The organism is Nonomuraea zeae, assembly GCF_005889725.1.
In the GTDB taxonomy this organism is placed as follows: Bacteria; Actinomycetota; Actinomycetes; order Streptosporangiales; family Streptosporangiaceae; genus Nonomuraea; species Nonomuraea zeae.
This window is the reverse complement of sequence record NZ_VCKX01000004.1, coordinates 53,693-73,330: the sequence shown is the minus strand read 5'-3', so window position 1 is coordinate 73,330 and position 19,638 is coordinate 53,693. Positions and strand designations below refer to the sequence as shown.

Here is a 19,638-nt window from a genome sequence, read left to right as displayed (position 1 = left end):
TTCGGCGATCTTCAAGTGATCTCGTTGCGAGACGGGTACATCGACATGCCGCCGACCCGGCTCCGCGACGAGGACGGGCACACGCTCGACGAGCTGCCGGCCGCCGTCCCGCTGGCCGGCGACAACCTGCGGCTGTCGGTCAACGCCTTCTTCGTCACCGACGGCACGCGGTCGGTTCTCATCGACACCGGCGCGTCCAACGCCTGGCACGACCCCACCATGGGATTGATCTACGACGCGCTCGACGAAGCGGGGATCGACCGCGCGCACATCACCGATGTGGCCATCACCCACAAGCACGAAGACCACGTGAGCGGCCTGATCGCGCCGGACGGTTCAGAGGCGTTCCCCGAACTGGAGCGCGTGTGGATCGGCGCGGGGGACACCTCGGTGTTCACGGGGCGGCTCGAGCCGATCCGCGACCGGGTCGTGCCCGTGCCGGAGCAGGTCGCGATCAACGACTGGACCACCGCGATCCCGACACCGGGCCATACACCCGGTCACACCGTCTACGACATCAGGAGCGGCACCGGCCACCTTCTCGCCTGGGGCGACACCGTGCACGTTCCCACGCTCCAATTCGATCAGCCGAACGTGTCCTGGGAGCTCGACGGCGACCAGTCCCAGGCCCGCGCCGCGCGAGCGGCCCTCCTCCAGCAGCTGACCCGACCACACCACTTCGTCGCCGGCGCCCACCTCGACTCACCCGGCATCGCCCGCGTAACCCCCTCCGGCGACGGTTATGCGCTGGAATACCTCGCACCACCGATCGGCTGATCGAGCCTGTCGGCTCCGGGCCGCGCTCGCGATGGCGGCCTCCAGCCAGTACGCCGGCATCGGCCAGCGAGGGATTCACAGGCGGCGTCAAGGAGAAGGAACCGCTTCGGGGCGCGGCGATGCTCGCCGTCCTGTATTCGAGCGGCCTACGCCGGTTCGAGCTCGCCACCCCGACGCAGTGCCGCTACCTGGCGCCGCTCCGAGACGCCGGTAGAAATGAACGGTTCTTGGTGGATGAACGTTGGCGCCAACCTCACCTTCGTCGGTGCCGTCGACCTGCTCATCTTGGGTGCGATCCGAGGATTGATCGCCCTTGCGCGCATCGAAGACCGGCTGGCGAGCATGACCGTGCCTACCCCGCCGAGAGGAGCGAAGGTCCCTGGACCAGGCGGTGTCGTCGGCCGGCACACTCGCGTCCCAGCCAGCCGGCCACGAGGGTCAGGTGCTCGGCGAACCGCAGGCGCTATCGGTCGCGCGTCCCGAGGCTGGCCTGGTCGGCGGCGGTACGGCCGGCCGCCCAGCCCTCCCGGTCCCAGGACGTACGGACGGAGTGCGAGACCAGGTTCGGGAACATGCGCTCGACCGCCTGCTCCACCTCCTGCTCGCGGGCCGCCAGCACCGGCACCAGGTCGGTGCCCCGGCTGGCGCTCTCCTGCGCGACCGCGGCCGCCGTGGTCTCGGCGAGCCGCTCCCCGATCCTGGAGGCGAACGCCGACAGGAACGACTGGCGGAACGCCTTGTTCCTCGACCGGCCGGTGCCGTGCTTCTTGGTGCCCGAGTTCACCAGTGCGGTCTGCGCCTGCACCAGCAGCGAGGTGAACAGCACCTCCACCCACGACAGGTCCGCCGAGAACCCCAGCACGGTGGCGAACCCCAGCTCCTTCGACCAGATCACCCGGCACCTGTTGGCCTCGGCGATGAGGTTGAGCAGCACGGCCTTGGGCTGCTCGTACGGCGCGTCGATGCCGATCCGGATGCCCGCCGGGGCCGCGCCTTCGCCTGGCCGCGCGTCCAGCATCGCCGCGTCGATGCTGTACTTCGCCATCAGGCTCTGCGCCGCCGACGTGAACGTCTCCGCCTCCGCCTCGTACGGCGTCGACTCCGCCTTGGCCAGCAGCGCCCGCACCCGCGCGAACGTCTTCTCGCTGACCGCGTGCGGGCGTGCCCGGACCGTACGGCGAGCGGCCCCGGGCTGCGGGCTCAACGACTCCAGCCGCGGCAGCCCGGTCAGCAAACCCAGCAGCTCCAGCACACCGGAGACGGTCGACAGCCGGCCGGCCCCGTCGCGCGCCTGCCGGGCCGCCAGGTAGCCGCCCTTCCACCACACCGCGGCCTCCAGGCCGGCGAGCTGGTCGCGCCAGCGCTCGTCCACCGTGGCCGGCGCGTAAGCTCGCAGCTCCCAGGCGATGAGGTCAGCCGCCACCTGCCCGTGCCAGTCGGTCAGCCGCCTGGCCGCGATCCTGACCACGTCGGCGGGCTGCCAGCCGTCGCGCCACAACCCCGAGATCGCACGGGTCACAGCCTCCACCAGCACGCGATCGGCGTCGTCCCGGTCGGCCAGGAAGGCGGCGGCGGAGTCGAAGGCCGCCTCATCCTCGCGGGCGAGGGCCTCCACCGCCGCGCCGATCAGCTCGTCAGCCTTGCTCACCCGTGCCGTCCACCTTGAAGAAAGTCCGCCAGAACCCTACCGCGAACGGAGCCTCGCCCTTTCCTGACCTCCGGTCTCGAACCAGGAGACGGCCCCGGGATCTCCGCGAGGGGGAGACCATCCGGCAGGTGCTCCCGGATCGCGGGCCGCCGGCCGTCGCCGGAACCTTGTGAGCAGTCCCGGCATCTAACACGCCGTGGATGCGCTTATCGCTGGAGACCCGCAGCACATCGGCGAGTACTGGCTCGCGGGGCGGCTCGGCTCCGGTGGCCAGGGGGTGGTGTACGACGCCTACGACCGTGAGGGACGCAGGGTCGCGCTCAAGGTGCTGCATGTGGCCGACAACCAGGCGGGCCGTGACCGGTTCGCCAAGGAGGCGGCGGCCGCCGGCCGGGTGGCGTCGTTCTGCACGGCCAGGGTGCTGGCCTCCGATCTGTCGGGCAGCAGGCCGTACATCGTCAGCGAGTACGTGGCGGGGCCGAGCCTGCGCCAGGCGATCAACCAGGGGCGCAGGTTCACCGGGGATGATCTGCACAGGTTGGCCACCGCGATCGCCACCGCGCTGACCGCGGTGCACGACGCGGGCGTGATACACCGCGACCTCAAGCCGGACAACGTGCTGCTCGGCGCCGACGGTCCTCGGGTGATCGACTTCGGCATCGCGCGAACCCTGGACATGTCGCTGACCAAGACAGGCGAGGTGTCCGGCACGCCCACCTACATGGCGCCTGAGGTGTTCATGGGGCAGCGGGCCGGAGCTCCTGCCGACGTGTTCGCCTGGGGCGCGATCATGGTGTTCGCCTCCACGGGTGCGGATCCGTTCAAGGCCGACAACCTGGGCGGGGTCATGCACCAGGTGCTGTCGGCGGAGCCAGACCTGAGCGGGCTGCCGCCGCGACTGGCCACGCTGGTGGCCGCCGCGATGGAGAAGGACCCGTCGGTCCGTCCCACCGCTCGCGACCTGCTGCTCGCCCTGGTCAGCGGCAACGATCGGGACATGCGCGGGCTGCTGACCGCGGGCAGCCATGCGGCCAGGGGGGTGCACGTGCCCGACCTGGCCGCCCCGGCGCTGGGCACGATCGCCGAGGACGCCTATGGAGCGCTCACGCCTGACGAGCGAGAGCTGGCCGCCGAGGTCTTCCTCCGCATGGTGGCGGTCACCGATGACGGGCACGAGACCGTCCGCTGGGCGCTGCGGGAGGAACTGCTGGCCGGCCGCTCGGAGCGGGAGATGCTGGCCATCGAGCACATCTTGCAGGCCTTCTCCTATCTGGTGACGAAGAAGGGAGACGCGGTCGGACTGTCGCGTCCTGCCTTGCTGCGTGCCTGGCCGCGGCTGCGGGTGTGGGTGGACGCCGATCGCTCCGGGCTCGCCGTACTGAGCCAGATCAGCAACGCGGCCCGCCACTGGGCCGAGAACGGGCGTAAGGACGGCGACCTGCTGCAGGGCAGCCGGCTGGACCACATGCTGACGTGGGCGGCCACCGGGCGCCGGCACATCACGCTGACCCCGCAGGAGCGTGACTTCCTCGCCGCGGGCACCGAGCTGACCAGGAAGCGCATCCGCCGCAGGTGGCTGACCACGGTCGCGCTGTCCGGACTGCTGGCGGTGGCGCTGGTGGCGGGAGTCATCGCGGTGCTGCAGAGCAGGCAGATGGCCGAGCAGAGCAACCTGGTCGTCCAGCAGCGCGACCAGGCCGTGGGGCGGCAGGTCGCGGCCGAGGCCGACAAGCTGCGTACCACTGACCCGGCAAGGGCGATGCTGCTCAGCGTGGCCGGTTGGCGGTTGGCCCCGGGCACCGGCACCAGGCAGAGCCTGACGACCTCGCTGACGATGCCGGAGAGCGCGGCCTTCCGTGACCCGGGCGCCAAAGGGGTCTCCGCGGCCGCGGCGGCGGCCGACGGGCGGACGCGGGTCATCGCCGGCGAGGACGGCGTGCGGGTCTACGACACCCCTTCACAGCGGCAGTCGAAGTTCTGGAAGTGGCCGAGCGGAATGCAGGCGCTGCCGGCCGCGGCCGCGCTCAGCCCGAGCGGCAGGACGCTGGTGATCGTCAGCAGGAACATGGCGTACTCCTGGGACACCATGACGGGCAGGAAGCTGTACGAGCACCGCGTCGGCGCAGGCGGCCCAGGCGTGCACGTGGCCTTCGACGGGCACGAGAGCCTGGCCGCTGTGATGCGGGAAGACACGCTGGAGTTCCTGTGGGACACCAGGACGGGCAGGTCCTACACGCCGGAGCTGGAGGCGGACCACGCTCCGGCGATCGCCCCTTCCGGCGCCTACATCGCGGGGGTCGGCCTCAACCAGCGCGGGCTGAAGGTGATCCACCTTCCTGACCTCACCGTGGAGACCCGGATACCGAAGAACTGCGGCACCGTGGTGGCGTTCACGCCGGACAGCCGGCGGCTGCTGTGCGCGGACGGCGACATCGCGGCGTGGGACCTGCGCACCGCCACGAAACTGCCCGACGAAGATCGACCGTTCTGGCAGGCCTCGGCTTCGGAGGACTTCAGGAGCGCGAGACTGCGGGTCAGCCGCGACGGCGGCAGACTGCTGGCCGCCGAGGGAAGAACGCTCCACCTGTGGGATGCCGGGAAAGGCGACGAGCTCTACACGTACCAGGCGGAGGGCGAGCTCGACGATGCCTGGCTGGACCCTGACGGCAGGACCATCCGCTACCTGCTCGAGAACTCGATCATCACCGTCGACCTCGGCTCCCGTGTCTCTTCCCGCAGGCTGCCGGGCGGGTACGCGGTCGGCGCATTCAGCCAGGACGGCCGCTTGGTCGCCGCCACGAAGGACGGCGGCGCCGTACGAGTGGGGGATGCGCGCGGCCTGGGCGTACCGATGACGGGCAGCGAGGGCAGCACCGACGAGCTGTTCGACCCGGTGGGCAAGAGGCTGGCCGCCGTCGGGGAGGACCGGGCGGTCTCCGTCTGGGACGTGGCCACGGGCACGCGGCTGTGGCGCCATCCCGTTCCGAAGACGCAGGTCGTGCTGTCACAGGCGTTCACCCCCGATGGCGGCAAGCTGGTGCTGTCACTCACGGAGCTGAGCCAGCCGGACGCGCTCAACGAGCTGGTCGTGCTGGCCGCCGACAGCGGCCGCGTGCTCTCCCGGCACCCGCTCAACACCGCCACGGGGACCATCGTCTCGACCCGCGACGGTACGGCGGTGGTGAGCAGCACGGGCAAGGCGCTCGAGCTGCGCACCGGCAAGGTCGTCGGCCCGGGCTTCCACGGAGCGGGACAGTCCATCGCGGTCAGCCCCACAGCGCCACTCCTGGCCCTCGGCTCCACCACGGTCGAGCTGTGGGACACCGCGAAGGGCGCCGAGCTGTCTCCCGCCCTGCGCGTGGCGAGCAATGCCCAGGTCGAGGCCGTGCGGTTCAGCCATGACGGCGCTCTCCTCGCCCTGATCAGCAGATCCGTCGGTGAGACGTTCGACGATGTGTACACCGTCCAGATCTGGGACGTCGGCTCACGGCAGCGGCTCGGCTCGTACCCCATCGAGATCTTCGACCTGCTGGCGTTCAGCGCCGACGACCACACGGTGTACGTCTCGGGCAATCATTCCGGGACCATCACTCAGATACCGGTCGACGGGGACCGCATCGCCGAGCTCGTGTGCAAGCGCGCCGGTCGCACCATGAGCCCGCAGGAGTGGAGCCAGTACCTGAAAGGTGTGCCATATCGCGATGTCTGCTCGCTCTGAGGGCGGCACAGGGCTGCATCGGCGGTGCTCGTCGCTCAACCCGCAGGGTTGCCGGGCACGACGCAGAACGGCACTCTGAACTGAAGATTGCCACGACAGACGCGGTCCAGGGAGTCGCCCGTGGAAGCCCTGCTGGTCATAGCGATTGTCATCGCGTTCGTTCACCTGCTCGGCTCGGACGGGGACAGCGATGAGCATCCCGGGTGGCGGGGGATCCCCAAGCCGAGCAACGACGGCTGGAAGGACCGGCCGCCGACGATCGACCGGAAGTCCTGGAAGCAGATGCAGCGAAGGCACGAGCAGATCCAGCGGGAGGTCCGGAGACAGCCACCGGACTTCGGGGGCGGTGCCGGCGGGGATTTCGGCCGCGGCGGGGGCGACTTCGGCGGCGACTGAGCCGCGCAGCCAACGGCCCGGTGGCGCCCGGCCGGGGCGCGGAGGCGGGTTCCCAGGTGGGTAAGATCATTGTCGCGGCCGGGGGGCCATCGCTGGCCGATCGGCTTGCCGTGCTTGTCAAACGGGCGTGACCAGGGGTGTACTTCCTTCCGGAAAGCTGATCATCCCGATCGCGCACGAGGGAGGGCCGGTGGACTTCGCGATCCTGGGCACCATTCGCCTCAACGGTCCCGGCGGCCGGATCCGCCTCAGCCGCAAGCAGCGGGCCGTGATCGCGGTCCTGCTGCTCCACCCGAACGCGACCGTCTCCACGGAACGCCTGATCGACGCCCTCTGGGACGACCCGCCCCGCTCGGCCGTCGCCAACGTCCAGACCTACGTCCATCAGCTCCGCCGCTCACTGGAGGGCAGCGGCCTGTGGCTGGGGACCGAGGGGTCGGGGTATGCCTGCGAGGTCCCGCCGGAGCGGCTGGATCTGCTGGTGTTCGAGGAGGGCGCACGCCGGGCGCGCAAGGAGCGGGTGGACGGTGACCTGGTGGCGGCCGAGCGGGAGTACGCGGCCGCGGTCGCCTTGTGGCGCGGCACCCCGGCCGAGGACGTGCCGCTCAGCGGGGCCGTGGCGCCGCGGATCACCGAGCTGGAGGAGCACCTGGCGGTGTCCAGATCGGAGTGGATCGACGTACGGCTCGCGCTCGGCCACGACGACCTCGTCGCCGAACTGCGTACCCTCGTCGCCGCCCACCCGCTGCGTGAGCGGTTACGGGAGCAGCTCGTGGTCGCCCTGCACCGGAGCGGGCGGCGGGACGAGGCCCTCGACGCCATCCGCGAGGCGCGTGAGCTGCTGGTGGCCGAGCTGGGCATCGAGCCGGGCCCGGAGCTGCGCCACCTGCACGCCGCACTGCTCTCCGGCGACGCCGACCGCCACTCGCCGCTGCTGTCCAGGGATACCGGCCGGCACGCAGTGCAGCTGCCCGGGGAAGCCGCCCGGCACGGCGTGCCGCCCTTCGCGGACGTCGTACCGGACGCGCGGCCGGTGGCGTTCCGGGGGTTGTGCCAGTTACCCGCGGACACCGCGGACTTCGTCGGGCGTGCGGAGGAGATCGCCGAGCTGCTGGGGCTGCTGCGAGCGGGCGCGGATCGGCTCAGCCCGCCCATCGTGGTCGTGTCCGGCCTGCCCGGCGTGGGCAAGACCACCCTCGCCGTACGGCTGGCGCACCTGTTGCGAGCCGACTACCCCGACGGGCAGCTCTTCGTCCGGCTCGGACGGGACGCGCGCGGCCCCCGGGAGCCCGGCGAGCTGCTGGACGTGCTGCTGCGCTCGCTCGGCCTCGACGGCGCGCTCATCCCCGCCCCGGTCGAGGAGCGCGCGGGGCTGCTGCGTCAGCGGCTGGCCGACAGGGCGGTGCTCCTCGTGCTGGACGACGCGGTCGAGGAGGACCAGCTCCGCCACCTGCTGCCCGGCACCGCACGCGGCGCCGTCCTGGTGACCTCCCGCTCCGGGCTGCCCGCCCTCGAGGGCGCCGTCCGGCTCACGCTCGACCTCCCTGACGAGAAGGACGCCAGGCTGCTGCTGGAACGCGTGGCGGGCCCGGACCGCATCGGGTCGGCGCCCGGCGCGGCCGAGCAGATCCTGCGTTCCTGCGGCCGCCTGCCGCTGGCCATCAGAGTCGCCGGCGCCCGCCTGGCCACCCGGCCGGTCTGGCCCGTCAGCGAGTTCGCCACCCGGCTGGCCGGACGGGGCCTGGACGAGCTGGTCGTCGGCGGGCTGGACGTGCGCGCGACGTTCGAGCCGAGCTACGCGGCACTGCCGCAGCCGGCCCGGCGCGCGTTCCGGCTGCTGGGCCTGGCCGGGCTGGACAGCGTGGCGGAGTGGTCGGTCGCGGCCCTCCTCAGAGCACCCGCCCCGGAAAGCGGGCTGCCCGATGATGCGGAGATGCCCGGGGTGGCCGCGCTGGAGGCGGATGCGGCGTTGGAGACGCTGGTCGCGCGGGGCATGCTCACCTCGACCGAGGTGGACGGGGCCGGGCAGCCCCGCTACCGGCTGCACGACCTGCTGCGGGTGTACGCGCGGGAGCGGGCGGAGGCGGAGGAGACCCCCGGGGGTCGGCGTGCGGCGCTCACCCGGCACGTGCTGGAGTGTCTGCGGCGTACCCGGGCCGCCACGCGTCGCCTGCCGATTCTGCTGGCCCCGCCGTACGAGCGCGAGCCGGAGGAGGGGCCGGCGCCCGACGTACGGGTAAGCGCGGCGTGGCTGGCGGCCGAGCGGCGTACGCTGCTGCTCGCCCTCAGCACCGCCGCCGACCTGGGCCTGAACGAGGCCGCCGCCGAGCTGGCCCACCACCTCACCGGCTATTTGATCATGGATCGCTTCCTGGCCGACGCCGAGCGGGTCCAGCGGATCGTGATCGGGCTGGACGGTGGGCGCGCCGCGTTGCGGGCTCGGCTGCTGCTGGCCACGGTGGAGATCGAATGGGGCCGGTTCCCGCGGGCCGACGCCATGTGCGGCGAGCTCCTGGCGGAGTTCGGCCGGGCGGGAGACCGGCATGGAGCGGCGTACGCGCTGGTCGTCAGGGCCGCCGCGCGGCACGGGATGGGCCGGTTGGACGAGGCGCTGGCCGACGCGTACACCTGCCTCGACCTGCTGGGCGCCTGTGGCGATGCCGCCGGGCTGGCGTACGCGTGGACCTGGCCTGTGTGGATCCACGTCGAGCGCGGTGAGCACGGGCGGGCCGTGGAGATCGCCAGGGCGCGGCTGGAGGTGACCGAGAAGGACGACTACGCCATTCGCGGCAACCTGCTGCGCGGCCTCGGCACCGCCCTCTACCAGCAGGGCGAGACGGCCGAGGCCGTCGTCCGCTACCGGGAGAGCCTGCTGACGGCCAAGGCGCTCGGCGATCGCATGGAGATGAGCAAGGTGCTGCGCCGGCTGGGTGAGGCGCTGGGTGCGCTGGGCCGGTTCGACGAGGCGGCCGAGGCGCTGGCGGCGAGCCTCCGGCTGTTCGTGGAGTGCGGCGACACCCTGGGCGAGGCGCTGGCCGGGCACACCCTCGGCGTGGTACGCCTGCGCCAGGGCGAGCCCGGCCGGGCGCTTTCGCACCTGCGGGCCGCGCTGGAACGGCTCGGCGGCGACGGGCCTTCGGTGTGGCGCGCCCGCACGCTCAGGGAGCTGGGCCGGGCCCACGCCCTGCTCGGGCGGCACGAGGAGTCGGTGGCGGCGTGGCGCGGCTCCCTCGCCCTGTTCGGCGACGCGGCCGAGGGGCGGCAGGTGGCCGAATATCTGGCGGGCTGATCGAATCCCTTGCCCGACCCCCGAACCCCCGACCCCCGACGGCTATTCGCTGAGCCGCCACACGACCGGCACGCTTTCCGCTCCCGCCAGCCGGGCCTCCTTGCGCGCCAGCCCCGGTGTGGCACCTTCGGCGAGCAGCAGGCCATCGGGCGACAGGGCGGCCCACACCCCGGCGGGCGCGGCGGCGACCTCCAGCGCCCGATCCACCTCGGGCCGGGCCGGCGCCGGAGCCCTGAGGGCCTGCCGGCGCCGCCAGTACACCCACTGGAGGAAGATCAGCGGTCCGAGCAAGGTCAGCAGCGGCAGCGGCCGGCCACTGGACAGGACGAGGGCGATGGACACGGCCAGCAGGACGGCTTCCAGGCCGGCGGCGCACCACGCGGCCGCCTTCCCGTACGCCCGCAGCGCCACCACCGGCCAGATCGACAACATCAGGCAGTCGCCGAGGCCGATGAGGGCGGGATTCTCGCCGTAGGAGGTGGCCAGTACGGGCGCGAACGGCAGCCCCCGCATGCGCTGGACGAAGTCGACGGTGAGCGACGTCAGCCCGGTGGCCAGCGTGTCGTACAGGGTGAGGGCGGCGGCCAGCGCGGCCACCTGCGCGGGCGTGATCGCCGCCTGTGTCCACAGGTTCACCACGCCGACGACGAGCAGGATCAGCAGGGCGTCGTTGATCACGAGGAGCGCGGCCGGCCAGCCCAGCGCGTAGGCGGTGACGTCGGCGGCGCACAGGAGCAGGGCGGCGAGCATGGCCCACCGGCCGCCCAGCACGGGGGCGAGAGTGAGCTGGGCCAACGTCAGGATCACGAGCCCGAAGACCGACACGACCACGCCGGCGGGCACGTGCAGGTACGCGAACGGCATCACGACCAGCGCCCCCACCATGACCGCGACATCGGTGCCCACCATCCGGCCGACCGGCGGTCTGGGCATGACGTAGCGGCCCAGGTACGCGGCGGTGAGAGCCACGGTCAGAGCGACGAGGGCGTACAGGGCGAGCACGTACGGGATCATCACAGTCCTCGCTCGAAGCTGAACTCCAGCAGGTCCGCGCGGAGCCGGCAGGGCGCGGGCAGGTCCTCGGCGGTCTCGACCAGGACGATGCCGGTCAGGGGCAGCCCGTGCGCGCGCTCCTCCAGCCGGCCGAGCAGGCCCTGCTCGCCCTTGCCCGCGACGACGTACAGGATCGTGCCCTCCAGGGCGTACCGGGTGGGCAGCGGCAGCGCGTGCTCGGCCTGCAGCAGGTCCAGCACGTCACGCGTGGTGAGTCCGCCGGGCGACCTGCGGCCGAGCACCCGCGAGGTGGCGGGCAGGGCTGCCAGCGCGCACGCCGGCGTCTCCTCCTCGGGCAGGACCTTGACGAGGTCGCCGGTGACGTACCTGAGCAGGAGCGTGGTGTCGCGGAAGGCCGAGTACGGCGTCACCACGATCGTGCCGACCTCACCGGGAGCGGCGGGGGCCAGGGTGCCGGGGTCGAGTATTTCGACCAGGCCCTGATCGACGGGCAGGTGCAGGTGGCCGTCGGGGCAGACGCGGCCGGACACCGGGGCGATCTCGGTCATGGCGTACCCGTCGCGGACCTCGGCCCCGAACGCGCGCTCCGCCCGCTCGCGCAGCGCGTCGGTGAGCACCTCGCCGCCGGACCAGATGGTGGTCAGCGCGAAGTCGCCGGCCCGCCAGCCGCCCCGCTCGGCCTCCTGCACGAGTGCCGCGAGGTAGGAGGCCGCCAGGTTGAGATGAGAGATCTGCGGGCGTTTGCCGGGAACATGGAGGGGAGTGGCCAGCCGGTCGAGCGTGGCGGCCGGGTCGATGGTGCCCAGGTGCGCGAACGCCGCCCCGGTACGGGTGACGGCCCGCTCGGTGAGGATCTGTGCCACGGAGCGCGAGCTGCTCGCGTTGGCCCAGACGTCGTCCGGGCGCACGTTCCCGGCCATCATGAGCCCGAGAGCCGACAAGGACGACATCAGCTCGATCTCGTACGCGGAGAACCACACGAGCGTCGGCGTGCCCGTCGTGCCCGTCGTGTGCGCGAGCACGGACGGCGTGGCCCGGTCGGAGACGAACGCCGCCGGCCTGCCGCGCAGGTCGGCCTTGAAGGTGGGGGTGATCGAGGACAAGGTCTGCGGGGTGATCGAGGCCGGGTCCACCCCGTGCTCCGCGAACCACCGCCGGTAGTAAGGGCTCTCCGCCGCCGCGTGGGCCACCGTGCGCCGCAGCCGCCGCCGGGTGAGGTCCTCCTGGAGCTCAGGGTCGTTGCCCGCGATCAGGTCGTCGGCGCCCTCGCCGGGCGAGCCGAACGTCTCCAGGGTCTCCCGCATGTCGTCGACCAGCGTGTTCACGTCCCGCAACCGGAACCTGCGCCCCGACATCATCGACCAGGCGTAACCAAGCTGGCGTACCGCGGTGCCGAACACGCCGCATTCCTCCCGTCGTGGGTGTCCCCCGGGAGCAGGCTCCCGGGGGCGCACTCGATCGTCGTCAGACCTGCAGCACGAAGATGGCGCTGGACAGGGTGCTGATGGCGTACTTGGCGTAACGACGGGCGGTCTTGGCCATGGCGAACTCCCAGGTTCCTCAGGGGGCGCACTGGTGGCGCCCTCTGTGATCAAGGATGGGAGCCGCCGCCAGAGACTCCCTACAGAGTCACTACAAACAGCGCGGGCGGCGGCCGGAACGCCACGTCAATCGAGCGGCAGGCGGCCTGGGCCAGGGCTTGGTGGGCTTGTGCGGGGCTCAAAAACACGAACCGCCGGTTGCGCTGAGCGCCGGCGAGATCGCCGAACCGACCGGGCTGCCCTCGGCGCCGGCTCGCCTACTTCGAGGCCCGGCGAATCTCCCCGGCACAGCGAGTCACGGAGGTGGGACGTGCCGAGGACGAGCAACTGAGCTCCAGGGACTCCTGACCATGACATCTCCTCGGCGCGGGGACTGCGATCAAGGCCCAGTCTGGGAGCTTCGACGGGCGGCAACCAGTTATGAGCTCACCGATCGGACCATGAGATCCTCACGCCCGCTGCGCGAGCCACCATCGGGACGGTCATGAACGCCGTGTGGAGGTCATGTGACAAGGGTGTGATCCGGTCCAGTGTCCGGTGGCTCATGCCGAAGGTCAGGCCGGTGCCGCCACGCCGGGCCGAGTCAGCCGGTACGCAGCCAGGAGCGACGTCCACACCAGGACGAGCGCGATGGCGAGGGCGAAGGCGACATTGACCACCCGGGAGCCCTGCATCGCGAAGAGCGAGATCCAGGCCGCCAGGAAGAGCGCGCCGGTCACCATGCTGAAGGCAGCCCAGCCGCGGCGACCGGCCGCCGCGAACCGCCGGCCGAACGCGAAACACGCGGCGATCAGCGCGAGGAAGGCGACCCCGGAGACGAGGAAGTGCACCATCCCGGGCGTGCTCATGCTCGTGGGCGGGCCGACAGGCGTCCCCGGCGGGAAGCCGTCGGCAGGATCGGCGGAGAAGAAGGCGGCGGCGACCATCCCGGCGCCGAAGACGCCGACCAGCCGCGGCCCCCAGGCGCCGCCCCAGCCCGCCGGACCACGAGCCCGGTGCAGGCCGACCGCTCCCGCCACGAACAGCAGGCCGCTGACCGCGAAGTTGGCGATCTGAATCCATCCCTGGTCACCGTTGCTCAGCATGCTGGCCGGGTACCGGCTGATGTCGAACCCGTCCCTGGTGAGCATCTGCAGCAGGACCACGACGATGTAGAGCGGGCCGGCGACCATGCCGCACATCAGCAGCGCCCGCGTCGCCCTGCTGGTGAGGTTCTCGCTCATCGATCTGTTCCTCTCGTAAGAACGGGACGATCCACTACGTGACGGGTCATCTGCCGCCGTCCCAAGAGGCTTGGACCGCGGGGTCCCCAGGCGGCGACCGGCCGGCTGCCGATCTCCCGGTGGGCGGCGTGGACCCGGTTGACGATGTCGGTCATTCGTCCGCTTCCTCCTCCTCGTTCGAGCTTGCCCGTCCCTCCGCGGACGGCGTCTCACGCGGGCGGTGGCGCTCGCGCCGGGCGCGCGCGAGTTCGGCGCCCAGCGCGTCCAAGCGTCTGCTCCAGAACCGGAGAAAGCGCTCCACCTGGATGCCGACCTCCCCGAGTGGTACGGAGCCGACGCCGTACGGGCCGGAGGGGGACCACCACGCCGCCGAGCACGTCGCGTGCGCAAGCCGATAATTTCACCCGCTACTTATATAAGTCAATCCTGATACAGAAGAAGGCGCCCCGAGAGGGGATGTAGGGCTGATGATGTCCGGGCGACAACGCCTGCCGCGCGCCGTGAGCCCGTGCGGTCCGCCGACCGGAGCTCTCCCTGCTCAGGGGTTCACGCTGCTCAGAGCAGATCCGCCCCAGGCGGATCGGGTCGATGTCGATCCGGAGCGCCTCACATGATGGACGCATGAGCGAAGAATCGAAACTTCCACTGTTCAACGCGCGGGTGAGACGCGAGCTCTACGATCAGCGTGTTCTCGTTCTCGACGGTCCTCTCGACGACGACAACGGGACACTTCTTGCCACGCAACTGATGGCGCTCGCCACGCAGGACGCGTCGTCCGACATCGCATTGTGGATTCATTCCCCGGGCGGCTCGGTTCCCTCGATGCTGGCGATCCGCGACGTCATGCGACTCATTCCCTGTGACGTGTCGACCCTCGTGATGGGCATCGCTTACAGCGCCGGGCAATTCTTGCTGTCATCGGGGGCCCGAGGGAAGCGCCGTGCTCTGCCGCACGCGCGTGTCCTGATGCACCAGGGCTCGGCGGGAATCGGTGGCACCGCAGTCGACATCGAGCTGCAGGCCGGCGACCTCCGGCACACTCGTGACACGGTGCTCGGTCTCATCGCCGCGGACACGGGTCAGCCCGTCGAGCGCATCTTCGAGGATTCCCTGCACGATCGCTGGTACACAGCGCAAGAGGCGCTGGACTACGGCTTCATAGATGCCATCGTGCAGAGCTTCGACGAAATCGCGCCACCCAATCGCCCGCGACCCGGATTCGGCGTCACCGAAGGAGTCGGTCAGTGACCACATATACGATCCCGAACGTCATCGCTCAGAATCCTCGTGGCGAGCGGATCATGGATGTCTACTCGCACCTGCTCACCGAGCGAATCGTATATCTGGGCACCGCGATTGACGCGGGCGTCGCGAACGCGCTCATCGCGCAGCTGATCTTTCTGGAGTCGGACAACCCCGACGCCGAAATACAGTTCTATATCAACTGCGAAGGCGGGGACCCGAGCGCGATGCTCGCGATATACGACACCATGCGCCATATCCGGCCGCGGGTTTCGACAACCTGCGTGGGGCAGGCTGTCGCGGTGGGTGCCGTCCTACTCGCCGCGGGTGCGGAAGGAAAACGTGCCGCTCTCCCGCACGCGCGAGTGATCCTGCACCAGCCGGCCGCCCAGGGGCGCGGAACGATCCCCGATCTCATCCTGCAGGCCGACGAGGTCGTACGTGTCCGGGCAGACATCGAGCGCATCCTGTCGCGGCACACCGGCCAGACGATCGAGACCCTACGCGCCGACACCGATCACGATCGCGTGTTCACCGCGACCGCGGCCCTGGAGTACGGGCTCATCGATCAGATCATCGAGGAGCATTCGTAGGCCCGCGGACAACCCCGGCAAGCCACGCTACGCGGCCAGGGCATACGCCGCCGAGCAGGTAGCACCTCTCGACGTGCTGTGCTGAGCAGACTGCAAGCTCTCGGCGACGGCAAGGGTCAGATCAACCAGCGTCACATCCAGCGCGCCGGCGACTGCGGCGATCATCTCGCTCGACGGCTCTTTGATGCCTCGCTCCATCTCGGAGAGATATTGCGGCGAGACTCCGGCGCGGCTTGCCGTCTCGCTCAACTTCTCGCCCCGCTCGTGACGAAGACCTCGCAGACGCTCGCCGAGCACCTGCCGCCACAGCGGCTCGCGAGCCGGAGACGGCTTGGCGGCGGTCCGATCGATCGCTGGGCGCAGCGGCGGGATGGAGGAGGTCATGCCTCACCATAGGCAGACGGCACGTTCGAGTTCCGCCGGCTTCGCGCAGAGCGGAACCATCCCTGTCCCTCCGCTCAGCCGGTGCCGTCCGAGAGCTCGGGCCTGCTCGGCCCGGTCAGCTCGGCGGACGGCGTTTCCACTGGGCGGTCAGCTCGGCGAGGTTGCCGCATCCCGTCTTCTCCACGATGAGGGTGAGGTGGTTCTCGACCGTGCTCACGCTGATGTTCAGCCGCTGCGCGATCTGCTGGTGAGCCAGTCCGAGCACTACCAGGTCGGCCACTTCACGCTCACCTGAGGTGAGACCGTGCTCCGAGGTCGGCGCGAGATCGGCGTCGAAGTACGGGCTCAGCAACGGGCCCAGCGTGGCCGCCATCAGCCGGTCGCCCGGCCCGATGGCGCGCCGCGCGCCGTCGAACGGCACGCCCAGCGTGCTGATCGCGCCCGTGGTCCGGGACCTGATGACGATCTTCAGCATGTCGTCGATGCCGTGGCGGCGCAGGAACTTGTCGGCGAAGTCCCGCTCCGCGCCGGTCGCCCGCAGGCGGAGCTGTCCGAGGGTCGCCACACCGTGGCGGGTCAGGCAGGCGACCCCGTCGTGCGAGGCGAACGGATTGCTCCAGCGCCAGCGCTCGGCGTATTCCTCCACGAAGTCCGGCCGGAACATGGTGAGGTACTGCTCGTCGTCGCCACCGCTTCCCAGCGCCAGATAGGCGGGGTTCTCGGCCACGAACGCGTCGATCCAGCCAAGGTGCACGGCCAAGGCATCGGCCAGCACCGGATACAGGGCCCCCTGCCGAGCCTCGGCCACCCGCTCCAGCACCCTGATGAGCTTTCGGTATTCCAGCTGTTCCACGGATCCGCCAGTGCACTCGTTCATCGCTTCGGGGGCAGCCAGTATGGCGAGTTGTGTCGTTCTCCCCGTCTCAAGGATTCCGCAACAGGCGGTCGATCACCCGTTACTTGGCCAAGGAGTCCGCTTCAAGAGGCCATGTTCCAGTACGCTCTCCGGTCGCCGACGGCGGCGGATCTGGCAAATGCCGCAATCGGCGGCGGCCACCATCTCGCCGATCACGCCTCGCCCACAGATGGCGGAGCCCCGGCACAAGAACGCCGGAGAACGTCCACCGCTGACTTCAAGCCGTTCTCCGAGGCGATCGCCGAGCTCACGAGCCTGCTCGCGCCCGGCGTCGGAAACCGCTGAGCCGCGTTCCTCGATCCTTCTCGGTGGCGACGGCGGAGGCGGACAGGAGCGTCGCCCCGGCGAGGCTGCCCCAGAGGGCGGCCGCGCCGTGGGAGGCGAGCGCGGTGATGACCGCCGGGGAGACGGCGAGGCCGAAGCCGGTGGAGAGCTGGAAGCGGGCGAGGGCGCGTCCCAGGAGATGGGCCGGGGCGAGGGCGGTGACGAGCGCGGTGGCGCTGCCGGCATAGATGATCTCGCCGATGGTGCAGAGCACGGACACCGCGGCGACCGCCGCGGCACCCCAGCCGTGTCCCAGCGAGGTGGCGGCGAGGAAGCCGAGGTAGGAGGCGGCGAGCACCACGCCGGCGAGCGCCAGCACGGTCCGCCGGGAGAAGCGGGACAGCAGGACGGTGACCGGAACCTGCAGGGTGACCACCAGCACCGTGTTCGCCACGAAGATGGCCGCCGACCACACCGGGGATGCGTGCAACTGCGTCACCAGGATCAGGGGGAGCGCGATTTCGGGGACGTTGAGGCAGAAGACGTAGACCACGTTGGCGGCCAGCAGCACGCCCATCCGAGGTGCGGGCCCGCCGGCCGTGCCCGTGGCCGAAGCAGCGGTCGAAGCAGCGGTCGGGGTAGCGGCTGGATGCGCGTGCAGGTGGACCGACCATGCCAAGGCCGCCGCGGCGAGATAGGCGAGCCCGGTGACGGCTGCCAGCACCTGCAGTGCGGTGGTGCCGCCCGCCAGGCATGCGGTGGCGAGGAGGCCGCCCGCGCCCAGGCCGGCGTTGCGCAGGGCGCGGCCCGCCGCGAGAGCGGCGTCGCGTTCGCGGCCGTGGGCGACCGTGGACACGAGGGCCGCATGGGCGGCCGGCCATGCCTGGTTGCCGATGCCGAGGAAGAGTGCCGCCGTCGCGAACAGCCAGACATGCCCTGTCGGGGCGGCCAGCAGCAGCGCCACGCCCAGCACTCGCACCAGCATCGACGCTGCCACGACCGTGCTGCGCGCGCCCCGGTCCAGCCATCGGCCGACCGCGGGCATGCACACCAGACCCATGACGATGCCGGCCGTCATGGCGATGCCGGTGGCCGACGCGGACAGCCCCAGCACCATCACCCCGTAGAGCAGCAGAAAGGGCCGCAGCATGCCGGTGCCGAGCGCGTCCACGGCCAGGGCGACGGCATAGCGTGGGCCTCCGGAGGCGCGGACGAGGGCGCGCGGCCGGATCTTGGTGGTGGTTGCCATGGCGTCAACGATGCGTTCGGCCGCCGAGCCGGCTGCGTCAGTTGACGGACACCGTCAATCGACGCGGTCGCCGGCCATCCGACCAGCGATGATGAGGGGATGACGTTGAGGATCGACATCGGTGGCCTGCCGTCCGGGCGACTGCGGTTCGCGGCCTCCCCGCTGGCCGAGCTGACCGCGATGCTGCACGTGCTGGCCGAACCCGCGCATCACCCGCAGCTCGCCGGCTGGGCCGCGGACGTCTGGGCCGGGCTGCGGCCGGAGCTGGCCGAGCAGTTGCGGGAGGCGGAGTTCCTCTGGCGTTCCTCACGAGCCGACTTTCTGGTCCCCGCCCGTCCTCGGCAGACCCTCGCCGAGGAGCTGGACGACGTCGACCGGATTGACGATGAAACGTACGTGACCGCCGCGCTCGTCACCACGTGCGGCAGCAACCGGGTCCACTTCGGCGCGCCGTCGCCGCTCGCCGACGCGACGGCGCGCGAGCGGGCCCTGGACCTGGCCCAGGCCCGCGGCGCGCTGCAGGAGGCCTTCGCGGAACGGCTGCTCGCGGACCCGGCCGCCGTGCGGGCGCGGGTGCGTCACACCCTCGAACAGTGCGCCGAGGCCTTCTTCGACGCCGCCTGGGCGGACGTCGCCGTGCGACTCGCCACCGACCTGCGGCTGAAGGACGACCTGCTGAAGCGCCAGGGCATCGGGGCGGCACTCGCGTCGGTCTCCCGCGCCGTCACCCTGGCGCCGGACGGCAACCGCATCATCGTGGACAAGCTGCAGGACAACGCGACCACCGCCCACGGTAGCGGGGTCACCTTCCTCCCCAGCGTCTTCGGCCGCCCGCACCTGGTGGTGGTCCACGCGCCCGGATGGCAGCCGGTGGTGCAGTACCCCGTGGCCGAGGCAAGTCCGTCGGAGCCGGTATCGCTGGAAACGGTGACGCTACGGCTGGAGGCGCTCGCGCATCCGGTACGGCTGCGGCTGCTGCGTACCCTCGCCCGCGGCCCGCACACCACCGGTGAGCTGGCCCACGCCTGGGATCTTACGTCCCCGGAGGTTTCGCGCCACCTGGCTGTCCTGCGCCGCGCGGGCCTGCTCACAGCCCGGCGGCACGGCCGTTACGTCCGGCACTCCCTCAATCTCCCCGATCTGACGGCGCTGGGCGCCGACCTGCTGACGGCCATACTCCGCTGAGCAGCTTCGGTCAGCCAGAACGCGGGCGACCGTCCCTGGGCGAGGCGTATCCGGACGCGGCGGGCGCGCTCGAGTTCCTCCAGACCTGACAGATGTCCGTAGGCGCACTCCTGCCCGGCGCGCGAGTGCGGGGTCAGACGACGGTGCCGTCGACGTCGGAGAGGGGCGCTCGGGCTTCCCCTGTTGCTGCTGCGGGCAC

The 19,638-nt window shown here is 71.2% G+C and carries 14 protein-coding genes; 7 read left to right on the top strand and 7 right to left on the bottom strand.

Annotation, left to right across the window (positions count from 1 at the left end):
• Positions 1-15: 15 nt before the first annotated feature.
• Positions 16-777, top strand: coding sequence for an MBL fold metallo-hydrolase (locus ETD85_RS02365; protein ID WP_206058032.1), 762 nt, complete (start codon positions 16-18; stop codon positions 775-777).
• A 463-nt stretch (positions 778-1,240) separates the two neighbouring features.
• Here ETD85_RS02365 and ETD85_RS02360 read toward each other — a convergent pair whose 3' ends face one another.
• Positions 1,241-2,425, bottom strand: coding sequence for a DUF2786 domain-containing protein (locus tag ETD85_RS02360; protein WP_138687906.1), 1,185 nt, complete (start codon positions 2,423-2,425; stop codon positions 1,241-1,243).
• Between the two features lie 196 nt (positions 2,426-2,621).
• Between ETD85_RS02360 and ETD85_RS02355 the strand changes: the two genes are divergently transcribed.
• The 3 genes from ETD85_RS02355 to ETD85_RS02345 all read left to right on the top strand — a co-directional run bounded on the left by ETD85_RS02355 (position 2,622) and on the right by ETD85_RS02345 (position 9,828).
• Entirely contained in the window at positions 2,622-6,143 is a 3,522-nt protein-coding gene (locus tag ETD85_RS02355) for a WD40 repeat domain-containing serine/threonine-protein kinase (protein ID WP_138687905.1), read from the top strand.
• Between the two features lie 120 nt (positions 6,144-6,263).
• Entirely contained in the window at positions 6,264-6,539 is a 276-nt protein-coding gene (locus ETD85_RS02350) for a hypothetical protein (RefSeq protein ID WP_138687904.1), read from the top strand.
• A gap of 190 nt (positions 6,540-6,729) precedes the next feature.
• On the top strand, positions 6,730-9,828 hold the full coding sequence (locus tag ETD85_RS02345; RefSeq protein ID WP_138687903.1) for an AfsR/SARP family transcriptional regulator: 3,099 nt from the start codon (positions 6,730-6,732) through the stop codon (positions 9,826-9,828).
• A 42-nt stretch (positions 9,829-9,870) separates the two neighbouring features.
• Here ETD85_RS02345 and ETD85_RS02340 read toward each other — a convergent pair whose 3' ends face one another.
• The 3 genes from ETD85_RS02340 to ETD85_RS02330 form a co-directional block, all read right to left on the bottom strand.
• Positions 9,871-10,842: a hypothetical protein gene (locus ETD85_RS02340; protein WP_138687902.1), complete on the bottom strand. Its 972-nt coding sequence runs from the start codon at positions 10,840-10,842 to the stop codon at positions 9,871-9,873.
• The gene (locus ETD85_RS02335) at positions 10,842-12,242 is read right to left on the bottom strand and encodes a phenylacetate--CoA ligase family protein (protein ID WP_138687901.1); all 1,401 of its coding nucleotides are present in this window, start codon (positions 12,240-12,242) and stop codon (positions 10,842-10,844) included. The genes ETD85_RS02340 and ETD85_RS02335 overlap by 1 nt, the downstream gene beginning before the upstream one ends.
• Before the next feature lie 695 nt (positions 12,243-12,937).
• Entirely contained in the window at positions 12,938-13,606 is a 669-nt protein-coding gene (locus ETD85_RS02330) for a DUF998 domain-containing protein (RefSeq protein WP_138687900.1), read from the bottom strand.
• Between the two features lie 621 nt (positions 13,607-14,227).
• On the opposite strand from ETD85_RS02330, the gene ETD85_RS02325 reads away from it, so the two are divergent.
• Positions 14,228-14,854 (top strand): ClpP family protease, encoded by a 627-nt coding sequence (locus tag ETD85_RS02325; protein ID WP_138687899.1) that lies wholly within the window; start codon positions 14,228-14,230, stop codon positions 14,852-14,854.
• On the top strand, positions 14,851-15,441 hold the full coding sequence (locus ETD85_RS02320; protein ID WP_138687898.1) for a ClpP family protease: 591 nt from the start codon (positions 14,851-14,853) through the stop codon (positions 15,439-15,441). Before ETD85_RS02325 ends, ETD85_RS02320 begins: the two co-directional genes overlap by 4 nt.
• 27 nt (positions 15,442-15,468) lie before the next feature.
• On the opposite strand, the gene ETD85_RS02315 is transcribed toward ETD85_RS02320, so the two are convergent.
• The 3 genes from ETD85_RS02315 to ETD85_RS02305 all read right to left on the bottom strand — a co-directional run bounded on the left by ETD85_RS02315 (position 15,469) and on the right by ETD85_RS02305 (position 18,254).
• Positions 15,469-15,825, bottom strand: a complete 357-nt coding sequence (locus ETD85_RS02315) for a helix-turn-helix domain-containing protein (RefSeq protein WP_138687897.1) — start codon at positions 15,823-15,825, stop codon at positions 15,469-15,471.
• 115 nt (positions 15,826-15,940) lie between these two features.
• On the bottom strand, positions 15,941-16,678 hold the full coding sequence (locus tag ETD85_RS02310; RefSeq protein ID WP_170246465.1) for a helix-turn-helix transcriptional regulator: 738 nt from the start codon (positions 16,676-16,678) through the stop codon (positions 15,941-15,943).
• A gap of 310 nt (positions 16,679-16,988) precedes the next feature.
• Entirely contained in the window at positions 16,989-18,254 is a 1,266-nt protein-coding gene (locus tag ETD85_RS02305) for an MFS transporter (protein ID WP_138687895.1), read from the bottom strand.
• Positions 18,255-18,353: 99 nt separating this feature from the next.
• Between ETD85_RS02305 and ETD85_RS02300 the strand changes: the two genes are divergently transcribed.
• Positions 18,354-19,439 (top strand): helix-turn-helix domain-containing protein, encoded by a 1,086-nt coding sequence (locus ETD85_RS02300; RefSeq protein WP_138687894.1) that lies wholly within the window; start codon positions 18,354-18,356, stop codon positions 19,437-19,439.
• Positions 19,440-19,638 lie beyond the last annotated feature (199 nt).

Excerpts from the sequence above, each read along its gene's own strand:
- ETD85_RS02300 (WP_138687894.1), top strand. The coding sequence starts at position 18,354 with ATGACGTTGAGGATCGACATCGGTGGCCTGCCGTCCGGGCGACTGCGG.
- ETD85_RS02325 (WP_138687899.1), top strand. The coding sequence starts at position 14,228 with ATGAGCGAAGAATCGAAACTTCCACTGTTCAACGCGCGGGTGAGACGC.
- ETD85_RS02305 (WP_138687895.1), bottom strand. The coding sequence starts at position 18,254 with ATGGCAACCACCACCAAGATCCGGCCGCGCGCCCTCGTCCGCGCCTCC.
- ETD85_RS02330 (WP_138687900.1), bottom strand. The coding sequence starts at position 13,606 with ATGAGCGAGAACCTCACCAGCAGGGCGACGCGGGCGCTGCTGATGTGC.
- ETD85_RS02315 (WP_138687897.1), bottom strand. The coding sequence starts at position 15,825 with ATGACCTCCTCCATCCCGCCGCTGCGCCCAGCGATCGATCGGACCGCC.
- ETD85_RS02340 (WP_138687902.1), bottom strand. The coding sequence starts at position 10,842 with ATGATCCCGTACGTGCTCGCCCTGTACGCCCTCGTCGCTCTGACCGTG.